The sequence below is a fragment of the Mesorhizobium sp. LNHC221B00 genome, from assembly GCF_000502935.1.
Lineage (GTDB): Bacteria > Pseudomonadota > Alphaproteobacteria > Rhizobiales > Rhizobiaceae > Mesorhizobium > Mesorhizobium opportunistum.
The window spans coordinates 24,201-43,477 of the sequence record NZ_AYWR01000021.1 but is presented as its reverse complement, the minus strand read 5'-3'; the positions used below and the strand labels follow the sequence as shown (position 1 = coordinate 43,477).

20 protein-coding genes are annotated in these 19,277 nt (G+C 63.5%); 11 read left to right on the top strand and 9 right to left on the bottom strand.

Annotation, left to right across the window (positions count from 1 at the left end):
- Window positions 1-54 precede the first annotated feature (54 nt).
- The gene (locus tag X741_RS143770) at window positions 55-939 is read left to right on the top strand and encodes an alpha/beta hydrolase (RefSeq protein ID WP_031250352.1); all 885 of its coding nucleotides are present in this window, start codon (window positions 55-57) and stop codon (window positions 937-939) included.
- Here X741_RS143770 and X741_RS143775 read toward each other — a convergent pair.
- The 5 genes from X741_RS143775 to X741_RS1000000170515 are packed head-to-tail and all read right to left on the bottom strand — an operon-like array spanning window position 920 to window position 6,056.
- Window positions 920-1,231 carry a DUF6665 family protein gene (locus X741_RS143775; protein ID WP_023779587.1) on the bottom strand — a complete coding sequence of 104 codons (312 nt, stop codon included), beginning with the start codon at window positions 1,229-1,231 and terminating at the stop codon, window positions 920-922. The two genes, X741_RS143770 and X741_RS143775, sit on opposite strands and share 20 nt — an antisense overlap.
- On the bottom strand, window positions 1,231-1,572 hold the full coding sequence (locus tag X741_RS143780) for a hypothetical protein (RefSeq protein ID WP_023779586.1): 342 nt from the start codon (window positions 1,570-1,572) through the stop codon (window positions 1,231-1,233). The genes X741_RS143775 and X741_RS143780 overlap by 1 nt, the downstream gene beginning before the upstream one ends.
- A gap of 5 nt (window positions 1,573-1,577) precedes the next feature.
- A complete protein-coding gene (locus tag X741_RS143785; protein WP_031250350.1) occupies window positions 1,578-3,461 on the bottom strand; it encodes an ABC transporter ATP-binding protein in 1,884 nt (627 codons plus the stop codon).
- Window positions 3,462-3,471: 10 nt separating this feature from the next.
- The gene (locus X741_RS143790) at window positions 3,472-5,373 is read right to left on the bottom strand and encodes an ABC transporter ATP-binding protein (protein ID WP_023779584.1); all 1,902 of its coding nucleotides are present in this window, start codon (window positions 5,371-5,373) and stop codon (window positions 3,472-3,474) included.
- Window positions 5,374-5,402: 29 nt separating this feature from the next.
- Entirely contained in the window at window positions 5,403-6,056 is a 654-nt protein-coding gene (locus X741_RS1000000170515) for a hypothetical protein (RefSeq protein WP_023779583.1), read from the bottom strand.
- A 284-nt stretch (window positions 6,057-6,340) separates the two neighbouring features.
- Here X741_RS1000000170515 and X741_RS143800 point away from each other — a divergent pair, with 284 nt between their 5' ends.
- Both X741_RS143800 and soxR read left to right on the top strand, forming a co-directional pair.
- Window positions 6,341-6,799, top strand: a complete 459-nt coding sequence (locus X741_RS143800) for a tRNA (cytidine(34)-2'-O)-methyltransferase (protein ID WP_023779582.1) — start codon at window positions 6,341-6,343, stop codon at window positions 6,797-6,799.
- Between the two features lie 128 nt (window positions 6,800-6,927).
- A complete protein-coding gene (gene soxR, locus X741_RS143805) occupies window positions 6,928-7,398 on the top strand; it encodes a redox-sensitive transcriptional activator SoxR (RefSeq protein ID WP_023779581.1) in 471 nt (156 codons plus the stop codon).
- Window positions 7,399-7,493: 95 nt separating this feature from the next.
- Here soxR and X741_RS143810 read toward each other — a convergent pair whose 3' ends face one another.
- Window positions 7,494-7,751, bottom strand: coding sequence for a hypothetical protein (locus X741_RS143810; protein ID WP_013893458.1), 258 nt, complete (start codon window positions 7,749-7,751; stop codon window positions 7,494-7,496).
- A gap of 162 nt (window positions 7,752-7,913) precedes the next feature.
- On the opposite strand from X741_RS143810, the gene hemF reads away from it, so the two are divergent.
- The 5 genes from hemF (at window position 7,914) to X741_RS1000000168920 (ending at window position 11,752) form a co-directional block, all read left to right on the top strand.
- A complete protein-coding gene (gene hemF / locus X741_RS143815; RefSeq protein ID WP_031250349.1) occupies window positions 7,914-8,828 on the top strand; it encodes an oxygen-dependent coproporphyrinogen oxidase in 915 nt (304 codons plus the stop codon).
- 311 nt (window positions 8,829-9,139) lie between these two features.
- Window positions 9,140-9,400 carry a DUF1344 domain-containing protein gene (locus X741_RS143820; RefSeq protein WP_013893456.1) on the top strand — a complete coding sequence of 87 codons (261 nt, stop codon included), beginning with the start codon at window positions 9,140-9,142 and terminating at the stop codon, window positions 9,398-9,400.
- Between the two features lie 237 nt (window positions 9,401-9,637).
- A complete protein-coding gene (locus tag X741_RS143825) occupies window positions 9,638-9,823 on the top strand; it encodes a DUF1059 domain-containing protein (RefSeq protein WP_023779579.1) in 186 nt (61 codons plus the stop codon).
- A 290-nt stretch (window positions 9,824-10,113) separates the two neighbouring features.
- Window positions 10,114-10,692, top strand: coding sequence for a hypothetical protein (locus tag X741_RS143830; protein WP_031250348.1), 579 nt, complete (start codon window positions 10,114-10,116; stop codon window positions 10,690-10,692).
- A gap of 76 nt (window positions 10,693-10,768) precedes the next feature.
- Entirely contained in the window at window positions 10,769-11,752 is a 984-nt protein-coding gene (locus X741_RS1000000168920; protein WP_084018827.1) for a S8 family serine peptidase, read from the top strand.
- 37 nt (window positions 11,753-11,789) lie between these two features.
- On the opposite strand, the gene X741_RS143835 is transcribed toward X741_RS1000000168920, so the two are convergent.
- From X741_RS143835 to X741_RS143845, 3 genes are read right to left on the bottom strand one after another with little or no spacing between them, the layout of a single operon-like run.
- A complete protein-coding gene (locus X741_RS143835) occupies window positions 11,790-13,052 on the bottom strand; it encodes a CCA tRNA nucleotidyltransferase (RefSeq protein ID WP_023779577.1) in 1,263 nt (420 codons plus the stop codon).
- On the bottom strand, window positions 13,049-13,681 hold the full coding sequence (locus tag X741_RS143840) for a CoA pyrophosphatase (protein WP_023779576.1): 633 nt from the start codon (window positions 13,679-13,681) through the stop codon (window positions 13,049-13,051). The genes X741_RS143835 and X741_RS143840 overlap by 4 nt, the downstream gene beginning before the upstream one ends.
- Window positions 13,681-14,310, bottom strand: a complete 630-nt coding sequence (locus tag X741_RS143845; RefSeq protein ID WP_023779575.1) for a DUF1285 domain-containing protein — start codon at window positions 14,308-14,310, stop codon at window positions 13,681-13,683. The genes X741_RS143840 and X741_RS143845 overlap by 1 nt, the downstream gene beginning before the upstream one ends.
- A 156-nt stretch (window positions 14,311-14,466) precedes the next feature.
- On the opposite strand from X741_RS143845, the gene X741_RS143850 reads away from it, so the two are divergent.
- The 3 genes from X741_RS143850 to X741_RS143860 are packed head-to-tail and all read left to right on the top strand — an operon-like array spanning window position 14,467 to window position 19,237.
- Window positions 14,467-15,471, top strand: a complete 1,005-nt coding sequence (locus X741_RS143850; RefSeq protein ID WP_031250346.1) for a MoxR family ATPase — start codon at window positions 14,467-14,469, stop codon at window positions 15,469-15,471.
- The gene (locus tag X741_RS143855; RefSeq protein ID WP_023779574.1) at window positions 15,471-16,418 is read left to right on the top strand and encodes a DUF58 domain-containing protein; all 948 of its coding nucleotides are present in this window, start codon (window positions 15,471-15,473) and stop codon (window positions 16,416-16,418) included. Before X741_RS143850 ends, X741_RS143855 begins: the two co-directional genes overlap by 1 nt.
- Entirely contained in the window at window positions 16,415-19,237 is a 2,823-nt protein-coding gene (locus tag X741_RS143860) for a DUF4159 domain-containing protein (protein WP_023779573.1), read from the top strand. Before X741_RS143855 ends, X741_RS143860 begins: the two co-directional genes overlap by 4 nt.
- Window positions 19,238-19,277: the final 40 nt, after the last annotated feature.

Below are 19,277 nucleotides of genomic sequence, written 5' to 3'. Positions count from 1 at the left end.
TTCCCGATTGCCGCCTAGATCTATGGCGTGGCATCGGGCCAGGATATGCAGGACATGCGAACCTCAAACATCGAAATCGAAGGGCTGAGCATTGCCATCCGCGAGGCAGGCCCGGCCGATGCGCCTGCCTTCCTCCTGCTGCATGGATGGCCGCAAAGCTCCTACGCGTTCGAACGCGTGATCGGCCGGCTGGCCGCCGATTACCGGGTCGTCGCACCCGACCTGCCCTGCATCGGCGGCTCGCAAGGCATGCCCAAGGCAGGCGACAAGAAAACCCTGGCGAGGCTGATGAGGGGCGTTGCCGAGGCTTGCGGGCTGCGCCAACTCGTGGCCGCCGGCCATGATGTCGGCGGCCAGATCGTGTTCGCTCTGTTGCGTGACCATCCCGACATTCTTTCTGGCGCGGCGATCATGGATGTCGTCGTTCCAGGCGTCGCGCCGTGGGAGGAGGTCATTCGCAATCCGATGATCTGGCATTTTGCATTCCATGCCGTCCCGGCATTGCCGGAAACGCTGGTGAGCGGCCATCAGAGCACCTATTTCGACTTCTTCTTCAATGCGCTTTCGAAGGATCGGGCATCGATCCCCGCGCAGGCCAGGGAAATCTATGCAAGAGCCTATTCCCGGCCGGAAAGCCTTCAGGCCGGCTTCGACTGGTACCGCGCCTTCCCCGAAGACGCCAAGGCCAACGCGCTTCCGCCCACCCAGCCGATCGCGATCCCGGTGCTGTATCTGAGGGGGTCGGCCGAGGCCGGCGACATCGACGACTATGTCGACGGGCTGCGGGCGGCCGGGCTGTCGAACGTCGAGGGCGACATCATCGCCGACAGCGGACACTTCGTCGCCGACGAGAACCCCGAAGCGCTCGCCGTCCGCCTGGCGAGATTTCACAGGGAAATCCGCGCTGCAGGCTCCGGCCCTACATGGCGCCAAGCCTGACCAGCACGGCCTTCGGGATGTTGTATTCGCGGATGACGGCATCATGCCTGCGCAGCCCGCACAGTTCGCGCTGGATGAAGTAGGCGTGCACTGCCTTGGCGGCATCCTTCAGGAGCATCGAGCGTATCTGTTCGTCGGCATTGTCACGCAGCCTTGCCAGCGTTTCCTCGACCTTCTGCCCGGCGCGGCCGAGCGCGGCCGCCTTCTCGGCTAGGATCTCGTGGCCAAGCGCATCGAAAGCGGCTTCGTCGGCGGCAGCGCTCGTCGAACCAGAAGGGGGGCGTAGAGACATCAGCGGGCCTCCAAGTCCTTAGCTTCGGGAAAAGATAAAATAGGGCCGAAATCATATCTCCAAAAATCGACCGCGGAAATAACGTGTCCATCCGAGAACGCGGACACTAAGACGCCCATACCGTCGACATCCGTGTAGGCAAAATCGGAGATCAGTCGCGCCTTAGTTGTCAAGGAATGGCCAACACCTACAGCTTCGAAGCTTCCCATGTCCCCATCGTCCATTTTTGTAAAGGAGACTGCTGCCGGCACGGAAAGTCCAGAATGGTCGGAGAGGAACTTAAGCAATTCCAACCGGAGCTCATTGAGCACTTCAGTCTCTAGCGGCAAGACAATAGCCATCAAACCTACTCCGCCGGCCGTGTCTCTTCCAGCACGCTTTCCTCGTGATAGAGGAAGCCGCCGGACTGCCGTTTCCACAGCCGCGCATAAAGACCGTCGAGCGCCACCAGTTCGTCATGCGTGCCTTGCTCGACGATGCGGCCGCCATCGAGCACCACCAGGCGATCGAGGGCGGCGATCGTCGACAGCCGGTGGGCGATGGCGATCACGGTCTTGTCCTGCATCAGCCGCGTCAAATTTTCCTGGATCGCCGCCTCGATGTCGGAATCGAGCGCCGAGGTCGCCTCGTCGAGGATCAGGATTGGCGCATCCTTGAGGAAGACACGTGCGATTGCGACGCGCTGGCGCTGGCCTCCCGAAAGCTTGACGCCGCGCTCGCCGACAAAGGCCTCGTAGCCGGCCCGGTCCCTGTTGTCGCGCAGGCCAAGGATGAACTCGTGCGCCTCGGCTTTCTTCGCCGCCGCGATCACCTCCGCATCGGTCGCGTCGGGCATGCCGAGCTTGATGTTGTCGCGCAACGAGCGATGAAACAGCGCCGTGTCCTGGCTGACGACGCCGATATTGGCGCGCAGTGAATTCTGCGTAACGTCCGAAACGTCCTGGCCGTCGATGGTGATCGAGCCGCTCTCCAGATCGTAGAGCCGCAGGATCAGATTGGCGAGCGTCGTCTTGCCGGCACCCGACGGTCCGACCAGCCCGACTTTCTCGCCCGGCTTCACGACAAGGTCGATGCCGTTCAGCACCCCGAACCCCTTGCCATAGTGGAACTCGACGTTTTTCACGTCGATGCGGCCGCCAGCCACGATGAGTTCCTTGGCGTCAGGCGCGTCGATGAGCCCGAGCGGCTGCGAGATCAGCGCCTTGGAGTTCTCCAGCACGCCGAGGTTTCGCAAGATGCTGTTGAGCTGCATCATCAGCCGGCCGAGCAGCATGTTGAGCCGAAGCACCAGCGACAGCGTGAAGGCGACCGCGCCGACGGTGATCGAGCCCTCGACCCAGAGATAGACGGCAAAACAGCCGATCGCCGTGATCATGATGCCCGACAGCGTCGTCAGCGCCATGCGCACGCCGGTCAGCCGGCGGGTGAAGGGGCGCAGCGCGTCGAGATAGATGTCGAAGCCGTTCCTGATGTAGCGGTCGTCGCCGTCGGCCGAAAACAGCTTCAGCGTCTGCACGTTGGAATAGGAATCGACGATGCGCCCGGTGATCATCGAGCCGGCTTCGGCCGTCGCCTCGGCGTGCTTGCGGATTGCCGGCAGATAGAGCTTGGCCAGCCAGCCGAAGGCGGTGATCCAGATCACCACCAGCACAGCGAGCCTGAGATCGAGCCCGGCGACCAGCGCCAGCGTCGTCACCGTGTAGACGACCATGAACCAGACCACCTCGAGGAAGCTTTCCATCAAATCGCCGGTCGCCTGGCCCGCCTGCCAGACTTTTGTGGCGATGCGGCCGGCGAAATCGTTCTGGAAGAAGGCGTAGGACTGGCGCGAGACATGCCTGTGCGCTTGCCAGCGCACCAGATTGTAGAAGCCGGGCGTGATCGTCTGTTCGTCGACCAGCGCCGACAGGCCGACGACGATGGTGCGGACGACCAGCACCACCACGATCATGAACACCAGCTCCGGGCCGGCGGCGGTCCACAGCGCATCCCAGCTGCGCTCGCCGGGAAGCTGGTCGAGAATATCGACCAGCCGCCCGACGAAGTAGAACAGGCCCGCCTCGACCAGCGGCGCGATGCCGCCGATGACCAGCATGGCGAAGAAGGCGAATTTCGCCTGGCCGACATAGTGCCAGAGAAAGCCGGTGACGCTTGAAGGTGGCCGAAGGCTCGACGGCTCCCTGAACGGATAAACCCAGTTCTCGAACCAGCGATAGACGGCTGTCATCATGCGGCGATCATCATTCTGCGGCTTGCCCCTTGGCACCGATGTCATTGGCAACGAGGTCGTTGGCGGCCTCGACGGGGCTGTCCTCGAGCAGGAAGCCGCCCGACTGGCGTTGCCAGAGCTGCGCATAGAGCCCGCCCCTGGCGACCAGTTCGTCGTGCGAACCCTCTTCGATGACGCGGCCCTGGTCCATCACCACCAGCCTGTCCATCGCCGCGATGGTCGACAGCCGGTGCGCGATGGCAATGACGGTCTTGCCTTGCATGAGCTTGTAAAGATTCTCCTGGATGGCCGCTTCCGCCTCGGAATCCAGCGCCGATGTCGCCTCGTCAAGGATAAGTATAGGCGCATCCTTCAACATAACGCGAGCAATGGCGATGCGTTGCCGCTGGCCGCCGGACAATTTGACCCCGCGGTCGCCGACATGGGCGTCGAACCCCTTGCGGCCATTGTGGTCCGAAAGCCCGCCGATGAAATCCAGCGCCTCGGCCCGCCGCGCCGCCTCGACAAGCATCTCGTCCGACGCGTCGGGCCGGCCATAGAGGATGTTGTCGCGCACCGAACGATGCAGCAGCGAGGTGTCCTGCGTGACCATGCCGATCTGGGCACGCAGAGAATCCTGCTTCACACCGGCGATCTCCTGGCCATCGATCAGGACCCGGCCGCTCTCCAAGTCGTAGAAGCGCAGGAGCAGATTGACCAGCGTCGACTTGCCGGCGCCCGAACGGCCGACGATGCCGACCTTCTCGCCCGGCTTCACCGCCAGCGACAGGCTCTCGATGACCCCCTTCTGCTTGCCGTAATGGAAACGGATGTCCTCGAAGCGGATTTCACCACGGGAAACGGTGATCTCCTTCGCATCGGGCTTGTCCTCGACCAGGCGCGGCAGCGAGATCGAGGCGATGCCGTCCTGCACCGTGCCGATGTTCTCGAACAGGCCCGACATTTCCCACATGATCCACTGCGACATGCCCCACATCCTGAGCACCAGGCCGATGACCACGGCCACCGCGCCGATCGTCACCGCTTGCCCCATCCACAGCCACAGCGAGATGGCGGTGACCGAGAACAGCAGCAAAGCGTTCAGGATGTAGAGCGAACCGAAAAGCACCGTTACCAGCCGCATCGACCGGTAGACCGTGTCGAGGAAGCCCATCATGCCTTCCCTGGCGAAGGAGGCCTCGCGGCGCGAATGGCTGAACAGCTTGACCGTCTGGATGTTGGTGTAGCTGTCGACGACGCGGCCCGTCATGGTCGAGCGCGCATTGGCCTGCTCCTCGCCGACCTTGCCGAGGCGCGGAATGAAAAAGCGCAGCAACAGGATGTAACCGACCAGCCAGACGCCAAGCGGCGCCGCCAGCCGCCAGTCGGCCGAGCCGACGATGAACAACATGCCGAGGAAATAGACGATGACGTAGTTCAGCACGTCGATCACCTTGATGACGCACTCGCGCACGGCGAGCGCCGTCTGCATCAGCTTGGTTGCGATGCGGCCGGCGAACTCATCCTGGTAGAAGCTCATCGATTGCCTGAGCAGGTAGCGGTGCACCTGCCAGCGTATGCGCATCGGATAATTGCCCATCAGCGTCTGCTGGTTGAGCAGCGAATGCAGCCAGACGGTGCCCGGCAGCGCGAACAGCACGATGAAGGCCATGCCGGCGAGCTTCCAGCCTTCTGTCTGCAGGAAGGTTTCGCGGTTCTGCCCCGACAGCCAGTCGACGATGCGGCCGAGGAAACCGAACATCCACACTTCCGCGATGGCGATGGCCGTCACCAGCACCGCATCGGTCAGTATATAGGGCCATGCGCCGCGCGTATAATGCAGGCAGAAGGCCACCAGCGTCTTGGGCGGCTCGACCGGTTCCGCTGCCGGGAACGGATCGAGCCTTCTTTCAAACCAGTTAAACAACAACATAGGTCATGCTCGTGAAATCTGTTTCCCGCTTACGCGGCGTGGCGACGTACGAAGTCCCCGGGCCGTGTGGCGCCGAGGGCCGACGGTCCGGAATCATCCGGACCGCCGGCCCTGCTTCGCGCTATATAGGGGCTCGCGGGCTTTTCGCCGACAGGCTCGTTTGTCGATCCTGACGGTGCGGTGTCGACGAGCCGGATTTTCGCGCCCGGCCGGATCAGCCGGATAATCCGGCGCACCAGCGAGGGCCGGCCCGGGTCGGGAACCGCACGCGAAAAATCGACATCCGGCAGCATGCCGCGATGCGGCCGGCGGCGGACTTCGGCGTGGACTGCCGACGAATAGGTTTCGCCGATCAGCAGAGCCCAGGTCGCCATCTTGCGCTCGTGCAGGCTTCTTGAACCGGGTATTCTGTAGGGATCGAACATTGGTCCGTCCTCCACGTGAAGATGTGATAAAAAAGGCGAAGCAAGTTCGACCACCGGCATTCGGCCGGAGGTGCGCATTGCCTCGGTCAGGGCATGACTGAACGAGTCGGTCTGGACACGACTGAAGGANATTCGGCCGGAGGTGCGCATTGCCTCGGTCAGGGCATGACTGAACGAGTCGGTCTGGACACGACTGAAGGAGTCGGTCCGGACATGCTCAGCTTGGGCGTTCAGCCCTTTTGACTTTTTGAAAAACATCGCAGGATTCCTTCGAGTGCCGAAAAATCGTTTCGGCGGGAATCGGTGCGATCAAGTCTTAGAGAGTCAGGAGAATCGTCGTACCGAAACCGCCGTGGGGCGTACTGGCCCACAGGAGAGGCGCTGGATGTGCATGGTCATCATGAGTTACCCCTCCATCGGTTCGGGTTGACAATGCTGGCCGTATACCCGACTTCGCAGAAAATGGCCACCCGCAGGTCCAGGAATTTCCAAAACCGCGAGGTCGCTGTGGCCGATCTGCCACTTATTAGAAAGATGCGGAAATGAACAATCGTCTCCGCGTCGCGCTCTACCAGCCTGACATCGCCGGCAATACCGGGACAATCCTGCGCTTCGCCGCTTGCCTCGGTCTTGGCGTCGACATCATCGAACCGGCCGGCTTCCCGCTCTCCGACAAAGCGCTCAGGCGCGCCGGCATGGACTATATCGAAATGGCTGCCCTGACCCGACATGTCGACTGGAACGCCTTCGAGGAATGGCGCAAGGTGAACGCGAAACGGCTGGTGCTTCTGTCGACCAAGGCGACGGCCCCTTACACCGAATTCGCCTTCGCCCACGGCGACATTCTCCTGTTCGGCCGCGAATCCGCAGGCGTGCCGGATCCGGTCCATCAGGCCGCGGACGCGCGGCTGACCATCCCCATGCAGGGTGGCGCGCGCAGCATCAACGTCGCGCTCTCCGTCGCCATGGTGGCTGGCGAAGCCGTCCGGCAACTCGGATAGCGGTTCACCAGCAACGCCGTTTCCAGTCATTTTCACCCAGGCGCACATCGCCTTCTCCTGTCATTTGCTCCATCGGCATTTCTTCGCTACAAGCTCAACTTAACTTGAGGTCAAGCGGAAAATGGGAAATGGCTCCAGCAACGGAACTGACGGTCGGCCAAGTGGCCACGCGCAGCGGCGTGGCGGTATCGGCACTGCACTTCTATGAGGCGCGCGGGCTGATCCGCAGCCACCGCACATCAGGCAACCAGCGCCGCTACGGCCGCGACGTGCTGCGGCGGGTGGCGATCATCAAGGTCGCGCAGGAGGTCGGCATCTCGCTGGCCGAAATCGGCGCGGCACTTGAATCATTACCTGAAGGCCGCACGCCGACGCGCGAGGATTGGAATCTGCTTTCAACGGCTTGGCGCGATAGCCTCGACCAGAAGATCAGCCAGCTAGAGAAGCTGCGCGACGGCCTGACCGACTGTATCGGCTGCGGCTGCATGTCGATCGACAAATGTCCGCTCAGGAACAAGGGCGACAGGCTGGCAAGGGAAGGCACGGGGGCGAGAAGGCTGGTTCTTCCTTCTCCCCGTTCACGGGGAGAAGGTGCCTGAAAGGCGGATGAGGGGCAGCGCGAACCTTTTCAATGTTCGCGCTGCCCCTCATCTGCCTGCCGGCATCCTCTTCCCGTAAACGGTGCGAGGAAATCCTAATCCGCCGCCGGCAACCGCCTGATGGTGAATTCGATCAGATCCCCCGGCCGTTCGAACCAGCTTTCGATCTCCGTCCAGTAGGCCTGCTTGGGGAAACGCTCGAACCATTCCTTGGCTTTGAGGCGCGCATCGGAGCGCGGCAGCACGAAGGTCTCGCGCAGGAAACCGTCGCGCGGCATGCGCTCGCGTTCGGCCCGGCTTTGGTCGAGCCTTTTCTTCAGGCCATCCAGCGGCGGTCTTGCCGGAGTGCGCACGAAACAACTCCTTGCACCTGGCGCATGACCCCGAAATCGGGTTCGGAAAGGATCATGCGCAAAACCAAAGTGACTTGACCCTGTCCCTTAAGAGATTAGGGATCGCGCCCGGAAAAGACGAGTCTTTTGTCGACTCGACCGACCCGCAACCGGAGACAGCACTTGGAACGACCTGAAATGCCACCTGGCCTGCCCGCCGACATCGAAGAGAAGAAGATGAAGGCACGCCTGTGGTTCGAGGCCTTGCGCGAACGCATCTGCGGCGCCTTCGAGCAGATCGAGCAGGATCTCCAGGGACCGCTGGCCTCATGGTCGCCGGGCCGCTTCGAAAAGACGCCTTGGGAGCGTGACCAGGGCAAGGGCGGCGGCGGCACCATGTCGATGATGCATGGCCGCGTCTTCGAGAAGGTCGGCGTCCACACCTCGACTGTTTATGGCGAGTTCTCGCCCGAATTCAGGAAGCAGATGCCCGGCGCCGAGGAAGATCCGCGCTTCTGGGCGTCCGGCATTTCGCTGATCGCGCATCCTTGGAACCCCAACGTCCCGGCCGTGCACATGAACACGCGCATGGTCGTCACTTCCAGCCATTGGTTCGGCGGCGGCGCCGATCTGACCCCGGTGCTGTACCGCCGCCGCACACAAGACGATCCCGATAGCATCGCTTTCCACCGCGCCATGCAGTTCGCTTGCGAAAAGAACGCTGATGTCGCCGACTACCCGAAATTCAAGACTTGGTGCGACGAGTACTTCTATCTGCCGCACCGCAACGAGCCGCGCGGCACCGGCGGCATTTTCTTCGACTGGCTGCATTCGGCGCAGGACAAAGGCGGCTGGAATGCCGATTTGAACTTCGTCCAGGATGTCGGGCGATCTTTCCTGGTCGTCTACGGCCATCTCGTGCGCGCCAACTTCAACGAGAACTGGACCGACGGCGACCGCGACGAACAGCTCATCCGCCGTGGCCGCTATGTCGAATTCAACCTGCTTCACGATCGCGGGACCATCTTCGGCCTGAAAACCGGCGGCAATGTCGCGTCGATCCTGTCCAGCCTGCCGCCGGAGGTCCGCTGGCCGTAACAAGATGGTGAGCGTGATGTGAGGCCGCATTGATGTCCCATTCCCGGCGAAATGGGCACGGAATGTGGCACCGAATGCTTCGAAAATTTCTTTTTCGTCTAATAGGCACTTGAAAAGATTGGTCTAATTGTTGTGCCGGGTCGGGAAGCGCCGGTGGTTTGCTGAGCGTAATTCCGAGGAAGTGGGAAACGCTTTTTCCGTTCGGAATTGCGTCGAAACAAGCGAGCCGCGACTCGACGCAACCGGACGGCCCAAGACCATGCGGGACACCTCGTCAAAAGGATGCCCGCTCTTTCCAGGAGTACTTCCCAATGCGCAAGATCATTGTTTCGGCCGCCGCGGCGGCCTTGCTCGCTTCCGGTTCGGTAGCATTCGCCGCCGTCAAGCACACAACCGGCACGGTCAAGACCTTCGACGCGACAGCCATGAGCCTGGTTCTTGACAATGGATCATCTTTTACGCTTCCCAGCACCTTCAAGGATCCTGGCCTGAAGGTCGGTGAAAAAGTCAGAATCTCATGGGACACGAGCGGCAAGAACAAGATTGCCGAGTCGGTCAAGATCATGAAGTGACGACCAACCCGCCCGGGCTGGACGAGACGATGTCCGGCCCCTGCCCTGGGCTAAGCGCAAGAGGGCGGAGCGGAACCGCTCCGCCTTTTTGTGGTTGACCGCAACCAATATCACCCCATCTGTGTTATGCTTTCCGCCCGCTCAGGCTCCGAAAGTCCAAGCCCGGAATTCGAAGCGTGGGCCAAGAAAGCACTGGGGCCTCGCCCAGGCTCCACGGAGGAAAAAGGGAGAAATCCGATGAAGGAATTCCACTGCGGGTCGCTCGTTCCCGGCTGTGACTGGCACACCCGAGCCGACGAGGAAGCCGAGGTGATGCGCCGGGCCGTCGAGCATATGCGCGAGACGCACGGCGAGACGACCATCCGCGAAACTATGATCGAGGCGATCCGTTCACGCATCGAGAAGGCCCGCGACGCCGCGTAAGCTGTGCGCCGACCTTGACGCCCGCCATTCGCTTTGGCGTTGTGGTCGCTTTGATACATGGCACCGCACCTGCTCCGTATTGCGACGACGAGATGTTGCAGGAAATCGCTTCGACGCGGTGCACGTCACCTTGTGAGTAAAAAAATATATTCCCTCCAGCTAAAATAAACCCCGCGGTAACCCAACCGGTGCCACTGTCGGCCGGACAATCCGGGTACTGTGGGCTGCCAGAGAAGCCCGTCGCCACCAGGCACTGATCCGGATCGGTGGGGTGGTGAGGTGGTTCGCGCATGCGCGAAAAGTCCGGCAGTCGACTGAGCTCCTGCACAATGGCGCTCGTTTCGTGCGCGCTCATTGGCGCATCGCCGGTTGTTGCCCAGGAATTGACGACATCGTTGGTCGACGTCCATCAGGGCTCGCCGCTCAGCGATCGCGCGCGAGGCTTGGGCAATGGCGGTTACGAATTGCAGAGCGGAAACCGGGTATCGTTCAACCAATGGTACCGCGCAAGCTGGGTCGATATGCACGTGGACCTCATCACCCAGATCACCCAGGACACCGGCATCCTTTGGGGATTTGGGACCGGGGAACAGGGCGAGAAATACAGGATCGAGCCCAGCCTCAAGCTTGGTTTCCTCACCCAGATGCATCCGAGCCCGAACAGCACCCTTTCCCTGTCGCTTACCACCGTGATCGGCGGCAAACTCACCGAAAAATCCTGCCAGGCCGACTATGGCGACCTCGGTACCTACAGCGTCAATTGCCGGCTTGCGGCCAGCCAGATGGCTCCTGAGGAAACGTTGAAATATCTGGTTAACGCTAAACCGGAGAGCCAGCATCTGTGGCTGAACTACCGTGTTACTTTCTGATCGCCGAAGGCCATGGATTGAAAAACCGCGGTTCGCGATCGCCCGTACCAGTTTCTTGTTTGATCGGAGTAGGAACATGCCAGCTAGACATTTGAAATTCGGTATCGCCATGGCCTTCGCCATGCTGTCGGCGCCGATCGCGTCGGCCCAGCAGGCCCCCGATGCCGACGAGATGGCCGCGCTGTGCCATGGCGGCCTGTCCATATGCGTAAGTGCAAAGATCCCGGCCGCGCGCACGCAAACAGCAACAACACCAGGGTGGATGAGCCCCGACGTCGGTGCCGCGTGGGCCGCGGGTTACAAGGGCAAGGGCGTCACGATTACGATCGTTGACGATTTTTCCAGTACATCGCGGTTCTCCGGCAACTTTGGCATTGGGGTGCAGACCCAGCGGCACGGCGAATGGACACGCGAAGAAGCCTCCATGATTGCCCCCTTGGCAACCATAAGGTCGAAAGACTTCACAACCAGCTCGGCGGTGACGCTGGCGCCTGGCCTGAACGTGCTCAATCTGAGTTATGGCATGTACGCTACAGCGGGCTACAGCCCAAACCAGATTGGATGGAGCGCCGAGGAGGCTTCGATCATCTCTTATGCCACCAGAGGGTCAGCCGTTGTCTCCAAGGCAGCCGGCAACGACTCCGTTGCCGTGGGCGGTGTCACCAATGGCCAGCAGGACTATCTCGACCTCGCCCTGGTCGGCAAAGCGTCAGCGATCTTCGTCGGTGCGCTGTCAACGAACGGCACGACGTCAAACCCGGCCCAGCTCGCCTGGTACTCCAACTACGCCGGATCCAATCCGCTTGTGCAAAGCCATTTCCTTGTAGTCGGTGTCGACGGGAGCAAGACGGGCCTTTATGGCACGTCCTTCGCCGCGCCGATCATTTCAGGCTATGCGGCGATCATCGGCAGTAAATTCACCAAGGCGACGCCGACCCAGATCACCAACGATCTGCTCAACACGGCTCGTACCGACACGCTGGTCAACTATAGCGCCTCCACCTACGGCAAGGGCGAAGCAAGCCTTTCGCGTGCCTTGGCTCCCGTGGCCATCAGGTAGATGGGCCGCCCTTCGTGCACGATATTCGAGCCAGGCTCTAGGGTTCAAGGGCCTTCGCGGCGCGTTCGAGCAACGCGCCGCGATTAGGCGCAAATCCCGCTTCGACCCATTCCGCCTCGAGGTTCTTGAGGATTTCGCCGAGCTTCGGCCCAGGCTTGGCGCCAAGTGCAGTCAGATCGGCGCCTTTCAGCGGAAACGACGGCTTTTCCCATTTGAGCGCAAAGGCGAGCAGGCGCGAGAAACCGCCGGCTTCGAGCAGTGCGTCATTGTCGTCGACGGCCCGCACCCGCGCCGAGGCGAGCGACAGCCGCAGGCGATCGACAAAGCCTTGCCGATCGCCACGATAGAGCCGCTTGGCCAGTTCGCCCTCGGTCGTCTTCGGCTCGACGGCAGACGTCAGCCCCCAGTGGCGCAGGCGATCAGCTTCCGCGGTCGACAGTTTCAGCCGCTCGGCCAGTATTTTCATGCGCGCCGCATCCGGCGGCACGATCGCCTCCAGCCGCAGCATCGCGTCGGCCGGCCAACCCAGATCCTTCTCGGCCTTGGTCAGCCCGTGGATGGCGTCGATGCCCCATCTCTCGCTTTCCGGCAGCGCCGCGGTCAGGACGCCGGCCTGCCGCATCCACAGCAGCGCCCGAGATGGGTCCGGCGCCGACAGAAGCTTCTTCACTTCGGACCAGACGCGCTCGGCCGACAGCTGTGCGAGCCCGTCCTTCAGCCGCGCGCAGGCCTTCAGCCCCTCGGCGTCCGGCCGCCCTTCGCCATACCAGGCGAAAAAGCGGAAAAAGCGCAGGATGCGCAGGTAATCCTCGCGGATACGTGCTTCCGGACCGCCGATGAAGCGCAGCCGCCGTGCCTCGATGTCGGCGATGCCGCCGACCAGGTCGAGAACCCTGCCGTCGGCCTCGGCATAGAGCGCGTTGATGGTGAAATCGCGCCGCTCGGCGTCGAGCTTCCAGTCGCGGCCGAACGAGACCTTGGCGCGGCGGCCATCGGTCTCGATATCGGCGCGCAAGGTGGTGATTTCATAGGGCTTGCCGCCTGCGACCACAGTAATGGTACCGTGCTCGATACCGGTTGGCACCGCCTTGAAGCCTTTCGCCTCGGCGCGGCGGATGGTTTCCTCAGGCAAACAGGTGGTGGCGATGTCCACGTCGGCGACCGGCTGGCCCATCAGCGTATTGCGCACCGCCCCACCGGCAATACGCGCCTCTTCACCGCCCTCGGTGAGCGCGGCAAGCAGGCGCTGCAGATGCTTGTCGGCGAGCCAGTCGGCCCTGCCAGCGATCGAAACACTCACGCATAGAGCCTTTCATAGAGCGTACGGATGATGCCGGCGGTGACGCCCCAGATGCGCCGGTCGCCGTAAGGCATGTCATAGAAGAACCATTCGAGATCGTTCCACATCCGGCTGTCGCGCTTATGGTTGGCGGGCTCCATCAGGAAGCGCAACGGCACCTCGAAGGCCGCGTCGACTTCATCGGCGTTCAAGGCGAGCTGGAAACCGGGCCGCACGATGCCAAGCACCGGCGCGATGCGGTAGCCGCTGCCGGCGACATAGTCGGGCATGCGTCCGAGGATCTCGATGCGATCCTGGCCAAGGCCGATCTCCTCGAAGGTCTCGCGCAGTGCCGCGGCTTCCGGGCTCGCGTCGGTGGCATCGATGGTGCCGCCGGGAAAAGCCACCTGCCCCGAATGGTTGCGCAGCTTTTCGGCCCGCTTGGTCAGGAGAACCGTCGCCTCGCCTTCGTGATCGACAACCGGGATCAGCACCGCCGCGTTGCGCAGCGCCTTGCCCCGGTTGAGGCGCGGATGGCCCGGATTGAAGCGGTGATCGCCATAGTCGTCGCTGGCATGAGCCTGCGGCTGCGCGGCGAAGCGCGCGCGAAAATCCGCCGATGAAAACGGCATCGGTGACACCTGGTCCATCACGCGCTCAGCCGCTTCAGTTGATCCGCCGGCATGATCGCAAACACCGCTCCCCTGGAGCGCACGGCGAACATCATCCTGCCGTCGATCTCGATCTCCTCGGCATGCTCGACCAGTTCGTACATGACCGGCCGCGCCACCAGCGCCTCCAGCCTGCCGCGCACCAGCACATAGGGCTTCAATCCGCCGGTCTCATTCTCGTCGACGAAGCGCAGCGGCCGCTCCGGCCCGGCCTCGACGACATCTCCGACATTGGTGCGGAAGGTGATGACTTGCTGGTCACCGCTGCCCGAAACGTCCATTTCGACGGCGATGAAAGGTGCATCGGCGACCCGGATGCCGACCTTTTCCACCGGCGTCACCAGATAGGTCCTGCCGTCGGCATCCTTGCGCAGCACGGAAGAGAAAAGCTGCACCAGCGGCATGCGCCCGATCGGCGTACCCAGATAGAACCAGGTGCCGTCGGCCTTGATCTCCATGTCGAGATCGCCGCAAAAGTCGGGATTCCAGCGCTCGACCGGCGCCGCGCCCTTGCCGGCACGTGCCGCACGCGAGATCAGCGCCTCCAGGCCGCGCGCCTCGGTGGCATCGGCAAGGCGCTGTTCGCGATGTTCGAAGTGTTCCGACATGGTCACGAAATAGTCACTGTTGTTCCGCTTGTCAGCCTAAGTCTGTGATTTAAGTTTCAACGTAGGCGCCACGCGAGGCCGAATCGCGGCAAACTTATGCTATGCTGCAACCGTTATTTCCAACCATCTATCTCCAATTTTAAGGGATTGAGCTGAATGAGCGTAATGGTCAAGGAAAGCCCAATCAGCGAAAAGGACATGATCGCCGAGGCCGAGAAGGCGCTGGCCGACATCTCCAGAATTCGCGACGGGGTCGGCCGGGTCATCTTCGGCCAGGAGAATGTCGTCGAGCGCACGCTGGTGGCGTTGCTGGCCGGCGGCCATGCGCTGCTGGTCGGCGTGCCCGGCCTCGCCAAGACCAAGCTGGTCGAGACACTGGGTGTCGTGCTCGGCCTCGATTCGCGCCGCATCCAGTTCACGCCCGATCTGATGCCCTCCGACATCCTCGGCTCCGAAGTGATGGAGCAGGACGAATTCGGCAAGCGCTCCTTCCGCTTCATTTCCGGACCGATCTTCGCCCAGCTTTTGATGGCCGACGAGATCAACCGCGCCTCGCCGCGCACCCAGTCGGCGCTGCTGCAGGCGATGCAGGAGTACCACGTCACCATTGCCGGCGCCCGCCACGACCTGCCGGCGCCCTTCCATGTGCTGGCGACGCAGAATCCGCTGGAGCAGGAAGGCACCTATCCGCTGCCGGAAGCCCAGCTCGACCGCTTCCTGATGCAGGTCGACATCCTCTATCCCGAAATCGAGGCCGAGCGCCGCATTCTTCTGGAAACCACCGGCGTCGAGGACGCCAAGGCGCAGAACGTGCTGCAGCCGGCGCGGCTGAAGGAGATCCAGACGCTGATCCGCCGCATGCCGGTGCCCGAAAGCGTCGTCGAGGCGATCCTGACCCTGGTGCGCTCGGCGCGCCCGGGCCAGGGCAATGCCGAGACCGACAAGCTTGTCGCCTGGGGTCCAGGCCCGCGCGCTAGCCAAGCGCTGATGCTGTGCACGCGGGCGCGGGCGCTTTACGATGGGCGGTTGGCGCCCTCGGTCGACGATGTGCGGGCGCTGGCCGAGCCGGTGCTGCAGCATCGCATGGCGCTGACTTTCGCCGCCCGCGCCGAAGGCACCAGCGTGCGCGATGTCGTGGCGAAGCTTGTGAAAGGGATTTGATGGCGCGCATCGGCGAGGTCCAGGCTCCGGCGGCGACGCGCGACGCGCTCGCCCGTGGCCGGTTGCGGGCTTCGCTTGTGCCCGACCTGCTGGTCGAGGCGCGCCGCATCGTCAACACCGTGATCGCCGGCTGGCACGGCCGTCGCAAACGCGGTATCGGCGAGAATTTCTGGCAGTTCCGGCCCTATGTCGAAGGCGATTCCTCACGCATCGACTGGCGCCGCTCGGCACGCGACGACCATACCTATGTGCGCGACCGCGAATGGGAAGCCGCTCATACGGTGTGGCTGTGGGCCGACCCTTCGCCATCCATGCTTTACAAGTCGACCGGCGCCAGCGTTTCCAAGCAATCGCGCGCCTTGGTGCTCACGCTCGCCATGGCCGAACTTTTGTCGCGCAGCGGCGAACGCATCGCCTGGCCGGGGCTGACCGATCCGTTCACCGCCCGCAACGGCGCCGAACGCATCGCCGCCCAGCTGATGCATGCCGGCGAGCTGCCGGCAAAACCCGACCTCACGGATATCCGGCGCTTCTGCGACATCGTCATCGCCAGTGATTTCCTCGATCCCGTGGAGGAAACGATGGCCTGGCTCGACGTGCTGGCCCGCCACGGCGTACGCGCCCACCTGATCGAGGTCGCCGACCCGGCCGAGGAGACCTTCCCCTATGCCGGCCGCACCGAGTTCACCGATCCCGAGACCGGCGAAAAATTGACGGCCGGGCGCGCCGAAATGCTCGCCGATGAATACCGCCTGCTCTACACTGCCCGCCGCCAGGAACTGGCCGGCTGGTGCAAGCGGCTCGGTTGGAGCTTCACCGTCAACCACACCGATCGGCTGGCCTCCGACGCGCTGGTGCGCCTGCACATGGCGATGACCGCCGAAGGCGGTCATGCCGGGCTGACTAATAGTCATGCCGGGCTGACAGCCGGAAAGGCGGTCGCATGAGCTGGCTGCCGCTCTCCTTCGGCGCTCCCATGGTGCTGTGGGGCCTGCTGGCGTTGCCGGTGATCTGGTGGCTGCTCAGGCTGACGCCGCCCAAGCCGCAGACCGAAGTGTTCCCGCCGCTGAAGATCCTGGCCCGTGTGCTGAAACGCGAGGAGACCCCGCAGCAGAGCCCGTGGTGGCTGACGCTGCTCAGGCTCTTGATGGCGGCCCTCATCGTGGCCGCCTTGGCCGAACCGGTTTTCAACCCGCGCGAAAAATTGGCGGCCGAGGGAGCAGCACTTGCACTGGTCATCGACAATGACTGGGCCAGCGCCGCCGACTGGAACAAACGTGTCGCCACCGCCGAGCGGCTGATTAGCGATGCCGGTTCGAACGGCGTGCCGGTCATCATCGCCTTCACCGCCGAAAAGCCCAATGCCGAGATCGGCCCTTTCGATGCCGCTTCGGCGCTCAACCGGCTGCGCGCGGCCAAGCCGCGGCCGATCCCGACCGACCGGCCCGCCGTATATGCCCGTGTCGCCGGCGTGCTGGAGACCGTGCCCGGTGCCAGCGTCGCCGTGCTTGCCGATGGCCTGGCGGCCAAGGGCGATGAAGCCGCCTTCAACACGCTGTTGTCGAAAAATGCCGCCCGCGTCGTTTGGGCAACAGCCGACCGGCTTTCGCTGACCGGCCTCACCGCCGCCGACAACCAGGTCGACGGCTTCGCACTGACCGCCATTCGTGCGCCGGGCGACCCTGCACCGGGCCAGGTCACCGCCGGTGCTTTCGACGACAAGGGCCGCCGCATCGCCGATGCGACGCTGACCTTCGCGCCGGGCGAGGCGACTGCCACCGGCACCATGACGGTGCCGTTCGAGCTGCGCAACGACTTCGCCTCGATCGCGCTCGACGGCGAGCGCCACGCCGGCGCCGTGCGCGTGCTCGACGAAAACTCCAAGCGTCGCCGTGTCGGGCTGTTGTCGCAGGCCGAGGCCGACCAAGCGCAGCCGCTGCTGTCGCCGCTCTACTACATCAGGCGTGCGCTGCAGCCCTTCGCCGATCTGGTCGAACCTTCAAGCGCCGATCTTGCCGACGCCATCCCGCAGATCCTCGACCAGAAGCCGGCGATGATCATCATGGCCGATATCGGCACCATTCCCGAGCAGGTCCGGCCAAGGCTGGTCGATTGGGTCGAAAAAGGCGGCACGCTGGTGCGTTTCGCCGGCTCGCGGCTGGCCGCCGCCGGCAATGACGACGACCTGCTGCCCGTGCGCCTGCGCACCGGCGAGCGTTCGCTCGGCGGCGCCTTGTCATGGACGTCGCCGCAGCCGGTCACCGAATTCCCCAAGGCCGGACCGTTCGCCGATCTGGCGCCACCCACCGAAGTCACCGTGAGCCGGCAGGTGCTGGCGGAGCCGACGCCCGATATCGTCGAGCGCACGTGGGCCGCACTTGCCGACGGCACGCCGCTGGTCACCGGGCTGAAGAAGGGCAAGGGCACGCTGGTGCTGTTCCATATCACGCCGGAGGCGACATGGTCGAACCTGCCGATCTCCGGCAGCTTCGTCGAGATGCTGCGCCGCATCGTCCAGCTGTCGCGCAACCAGGGCGCTGCGATCGCCAACGCCGAAGCCGCCGCCACCTCGCTCGCGCCCTATCGCATGATAGCGGCCGACGGCTCGCTGGTGCCGCCGACGCCGGATGCACGGCCGCTGGTGCCGGGCGCCGGCACACTGCCGGTGACCTTCGAGAACCCGCCCGGCCTCTACGGTTCCGAGACTGGCGTCTTCGCTCACAACCTGCTCGATGCCGCAAGCACGCTGGCCCCGTTGGCGCGCCCGCAAATCACCGTGCCGGTCACCACGATGCAGTATGCCTTCGACGAATCGCGCAACCTGAAGGGCGGGCTGGTTGCCGCCTCTTTGATACTGATGCTGCTCGACACGCTGGCGGTGTTGTGGATGGGCGGCCTGTTTTCGCGCCGGCCGCGACGCGCCGGCGCGGTGGCGACCACCGCCGCGATACTGATCGCGCTCGGCGCTTTGTTCGGTCATGCCGACCTTGCCCGCGCCGACGATGCCAAGCCCGGCGACGAGGTGGCCATCGAGGCGATTTCCAAGACCCGCATCGCCTATGTGCTGACCGGCGTGCCGGGTGTCGATTCGATCAGCCGCGCCGGGCTTGAGGGCCTGACCCGCTTCCTGATCGAAAAGACCGCGCTCGAACCTGGCGAGCCGGCCGGCGTCGACATTTCGAAGGACGAGCTGTCGTTCTATCCCCTGATATACTGGCCGATCGATCCATCGGCACCGATGCCGAGCCAGGCGGCGATCGCCCGCATCGACGCCTATATGCAGCAGGGCGGCACGGTGCTGTTCGACACGCGCGACCAATTCGCCAACGGCATCGGCGCCGATTCCACCAGCCCGGCGACCGAACGGCTGCGCGACATCCTCGGCAGCCTCAACGTGCCGCCACTGGAGCCGGTGCCGTCGGATCATGTGCTGACCAAATCCTTCTTCATCCTGCCCGAATTCCCGGGCCGCTTCGCCGGCAGCCCGCTCTGGGTCGAGACATCGCTCGATGCCAGCAACGCCGACAACCGGCCGGTGCGCACCGGTGACGGCGTCTCGCCGATCATGATCACCGCCAATGATTTCGCCGGCGCCTGGGCGGTCGACGAGAATGGCGACCCGCTGCTGCCGACCGTGCCGGCCGACCCTATGCAGCGGATCTACGCGCTGCGTGCCGGCGTCAACATCATGATGTACATGCTGACCGGAAACTACAAATCCGACCAGGTGCATGTCCCGATACTGCTCGAACGGCTGGGGCAGTAAGATGATGCTCCTTGTTGCACGACTTGAGTGGATCGACCCT

Coding starts and splice junctions, on each gene's coding strand:
- X741_RS143770 (WP_031250352.1), top strand. CDS start 55: ATGCGAACCTCAAACATCGAAATCGAAGGGCTGAGCATTGCCATCCGC.
- X741_RS143775 (WP_023779587.1), bottom strand. CDS start 1,231: ATGTCTCTACGCCCCCCTTCTGGTTCGACGAGCGCTGCCGCCGACGAA.
- X741_RS143780 (WP_023779586.1), bottom strand. CDS start 1,572: ATGGCTATTGTCTTGCCGCTAGAGACTGAAGTGCTCAATGAGCTCCGG.
- X741_RS143785 (WP_031250350.1), bottom strand. CDS start 3,461: ATGATGACAGCCGTCTATCGCTGGTTCGAGAACTGGGTTTATCCGTTC.
- X741_RS143790 (WP_023779584.1), bottom strand. CDS start 5,373: ATGTTGTTGTTTAACTGGTTTGAAAGAAGGCTCGATCCGTTCCCGGCA.
- X741_RS143800 (WP_023779582.1), top strand. CDS start 6,341: ATGAACAATCGTCTCCGCGTCGCGCTCTACCAGCCTGACATCGCCGGC.
- soxR (WP_023779581.1), top strand. CDS start 6,928: ATGGCTCCAGCAACGGAACTGACGGTCGGCCAAGTGGCCACGCGCAGC.
- X741_RS143820 (WP_013893456.1), top strand. CDS start 9,140: ATGCGCAAGATCATTGTTTCGGCCGCCGCGGCGGCCTTGCTCGCTTCC.
- X741_RS143825 (WP_023779579.1), top strand. CDS start 9,638: ATGAAGGAATTCCACTGCGGGTCGCTCGTTCCCGGCTGTGACTGGCAC.
- X741_RS143830 (WP_031250348.1), top strand. CDS start 10,114: ATGCGCGAAAAGTCCGGCAGTCGACTGAGCTCCTGCACAATGGCGCTC.
- X741_RS1000000168920 (WP_084018827.1), top strand. CDS start 10,769: ATGCCAGCTAGACATTTGAAATTCGGTATCGCCATGGCCTTCGCCATG.
- X741_RS143840 (WP_023779576.1), bottom strand. CDS start 13,681: ATGGACCAGGTGTCACCGATGCCGTTTTCATCGGCGGATTTTCGCGCG.
- X741_RS143845 (WP_023779575.1), bottom strand. CDS start 14,310: ATGTCGGAACACTTCGAACATCGCGAACAGCGCCTTGCCGATGCCACC.
- X741_RS143850 (WP_031250346.1), top strand. CDS start 14,467: ATGAGCGTAATGGTCAAGGAAAGCCCAATCAGCGAAAAGGACATGATC.
- X741_RS143855 (WP_023779574.1), top strand. CDS start 15,471: ATGGCGCGCATCGGCGAGGTCCAGGCTCCGGCGGCGACGCGCGACGCG.
- X741_RS143860 (WP_023779573.1), top strand. CDS start 16,415: ATGAGCTGGCTGCCGCTCTCCTTCGGCGCTCCCATGGTGCTGTGGGGC.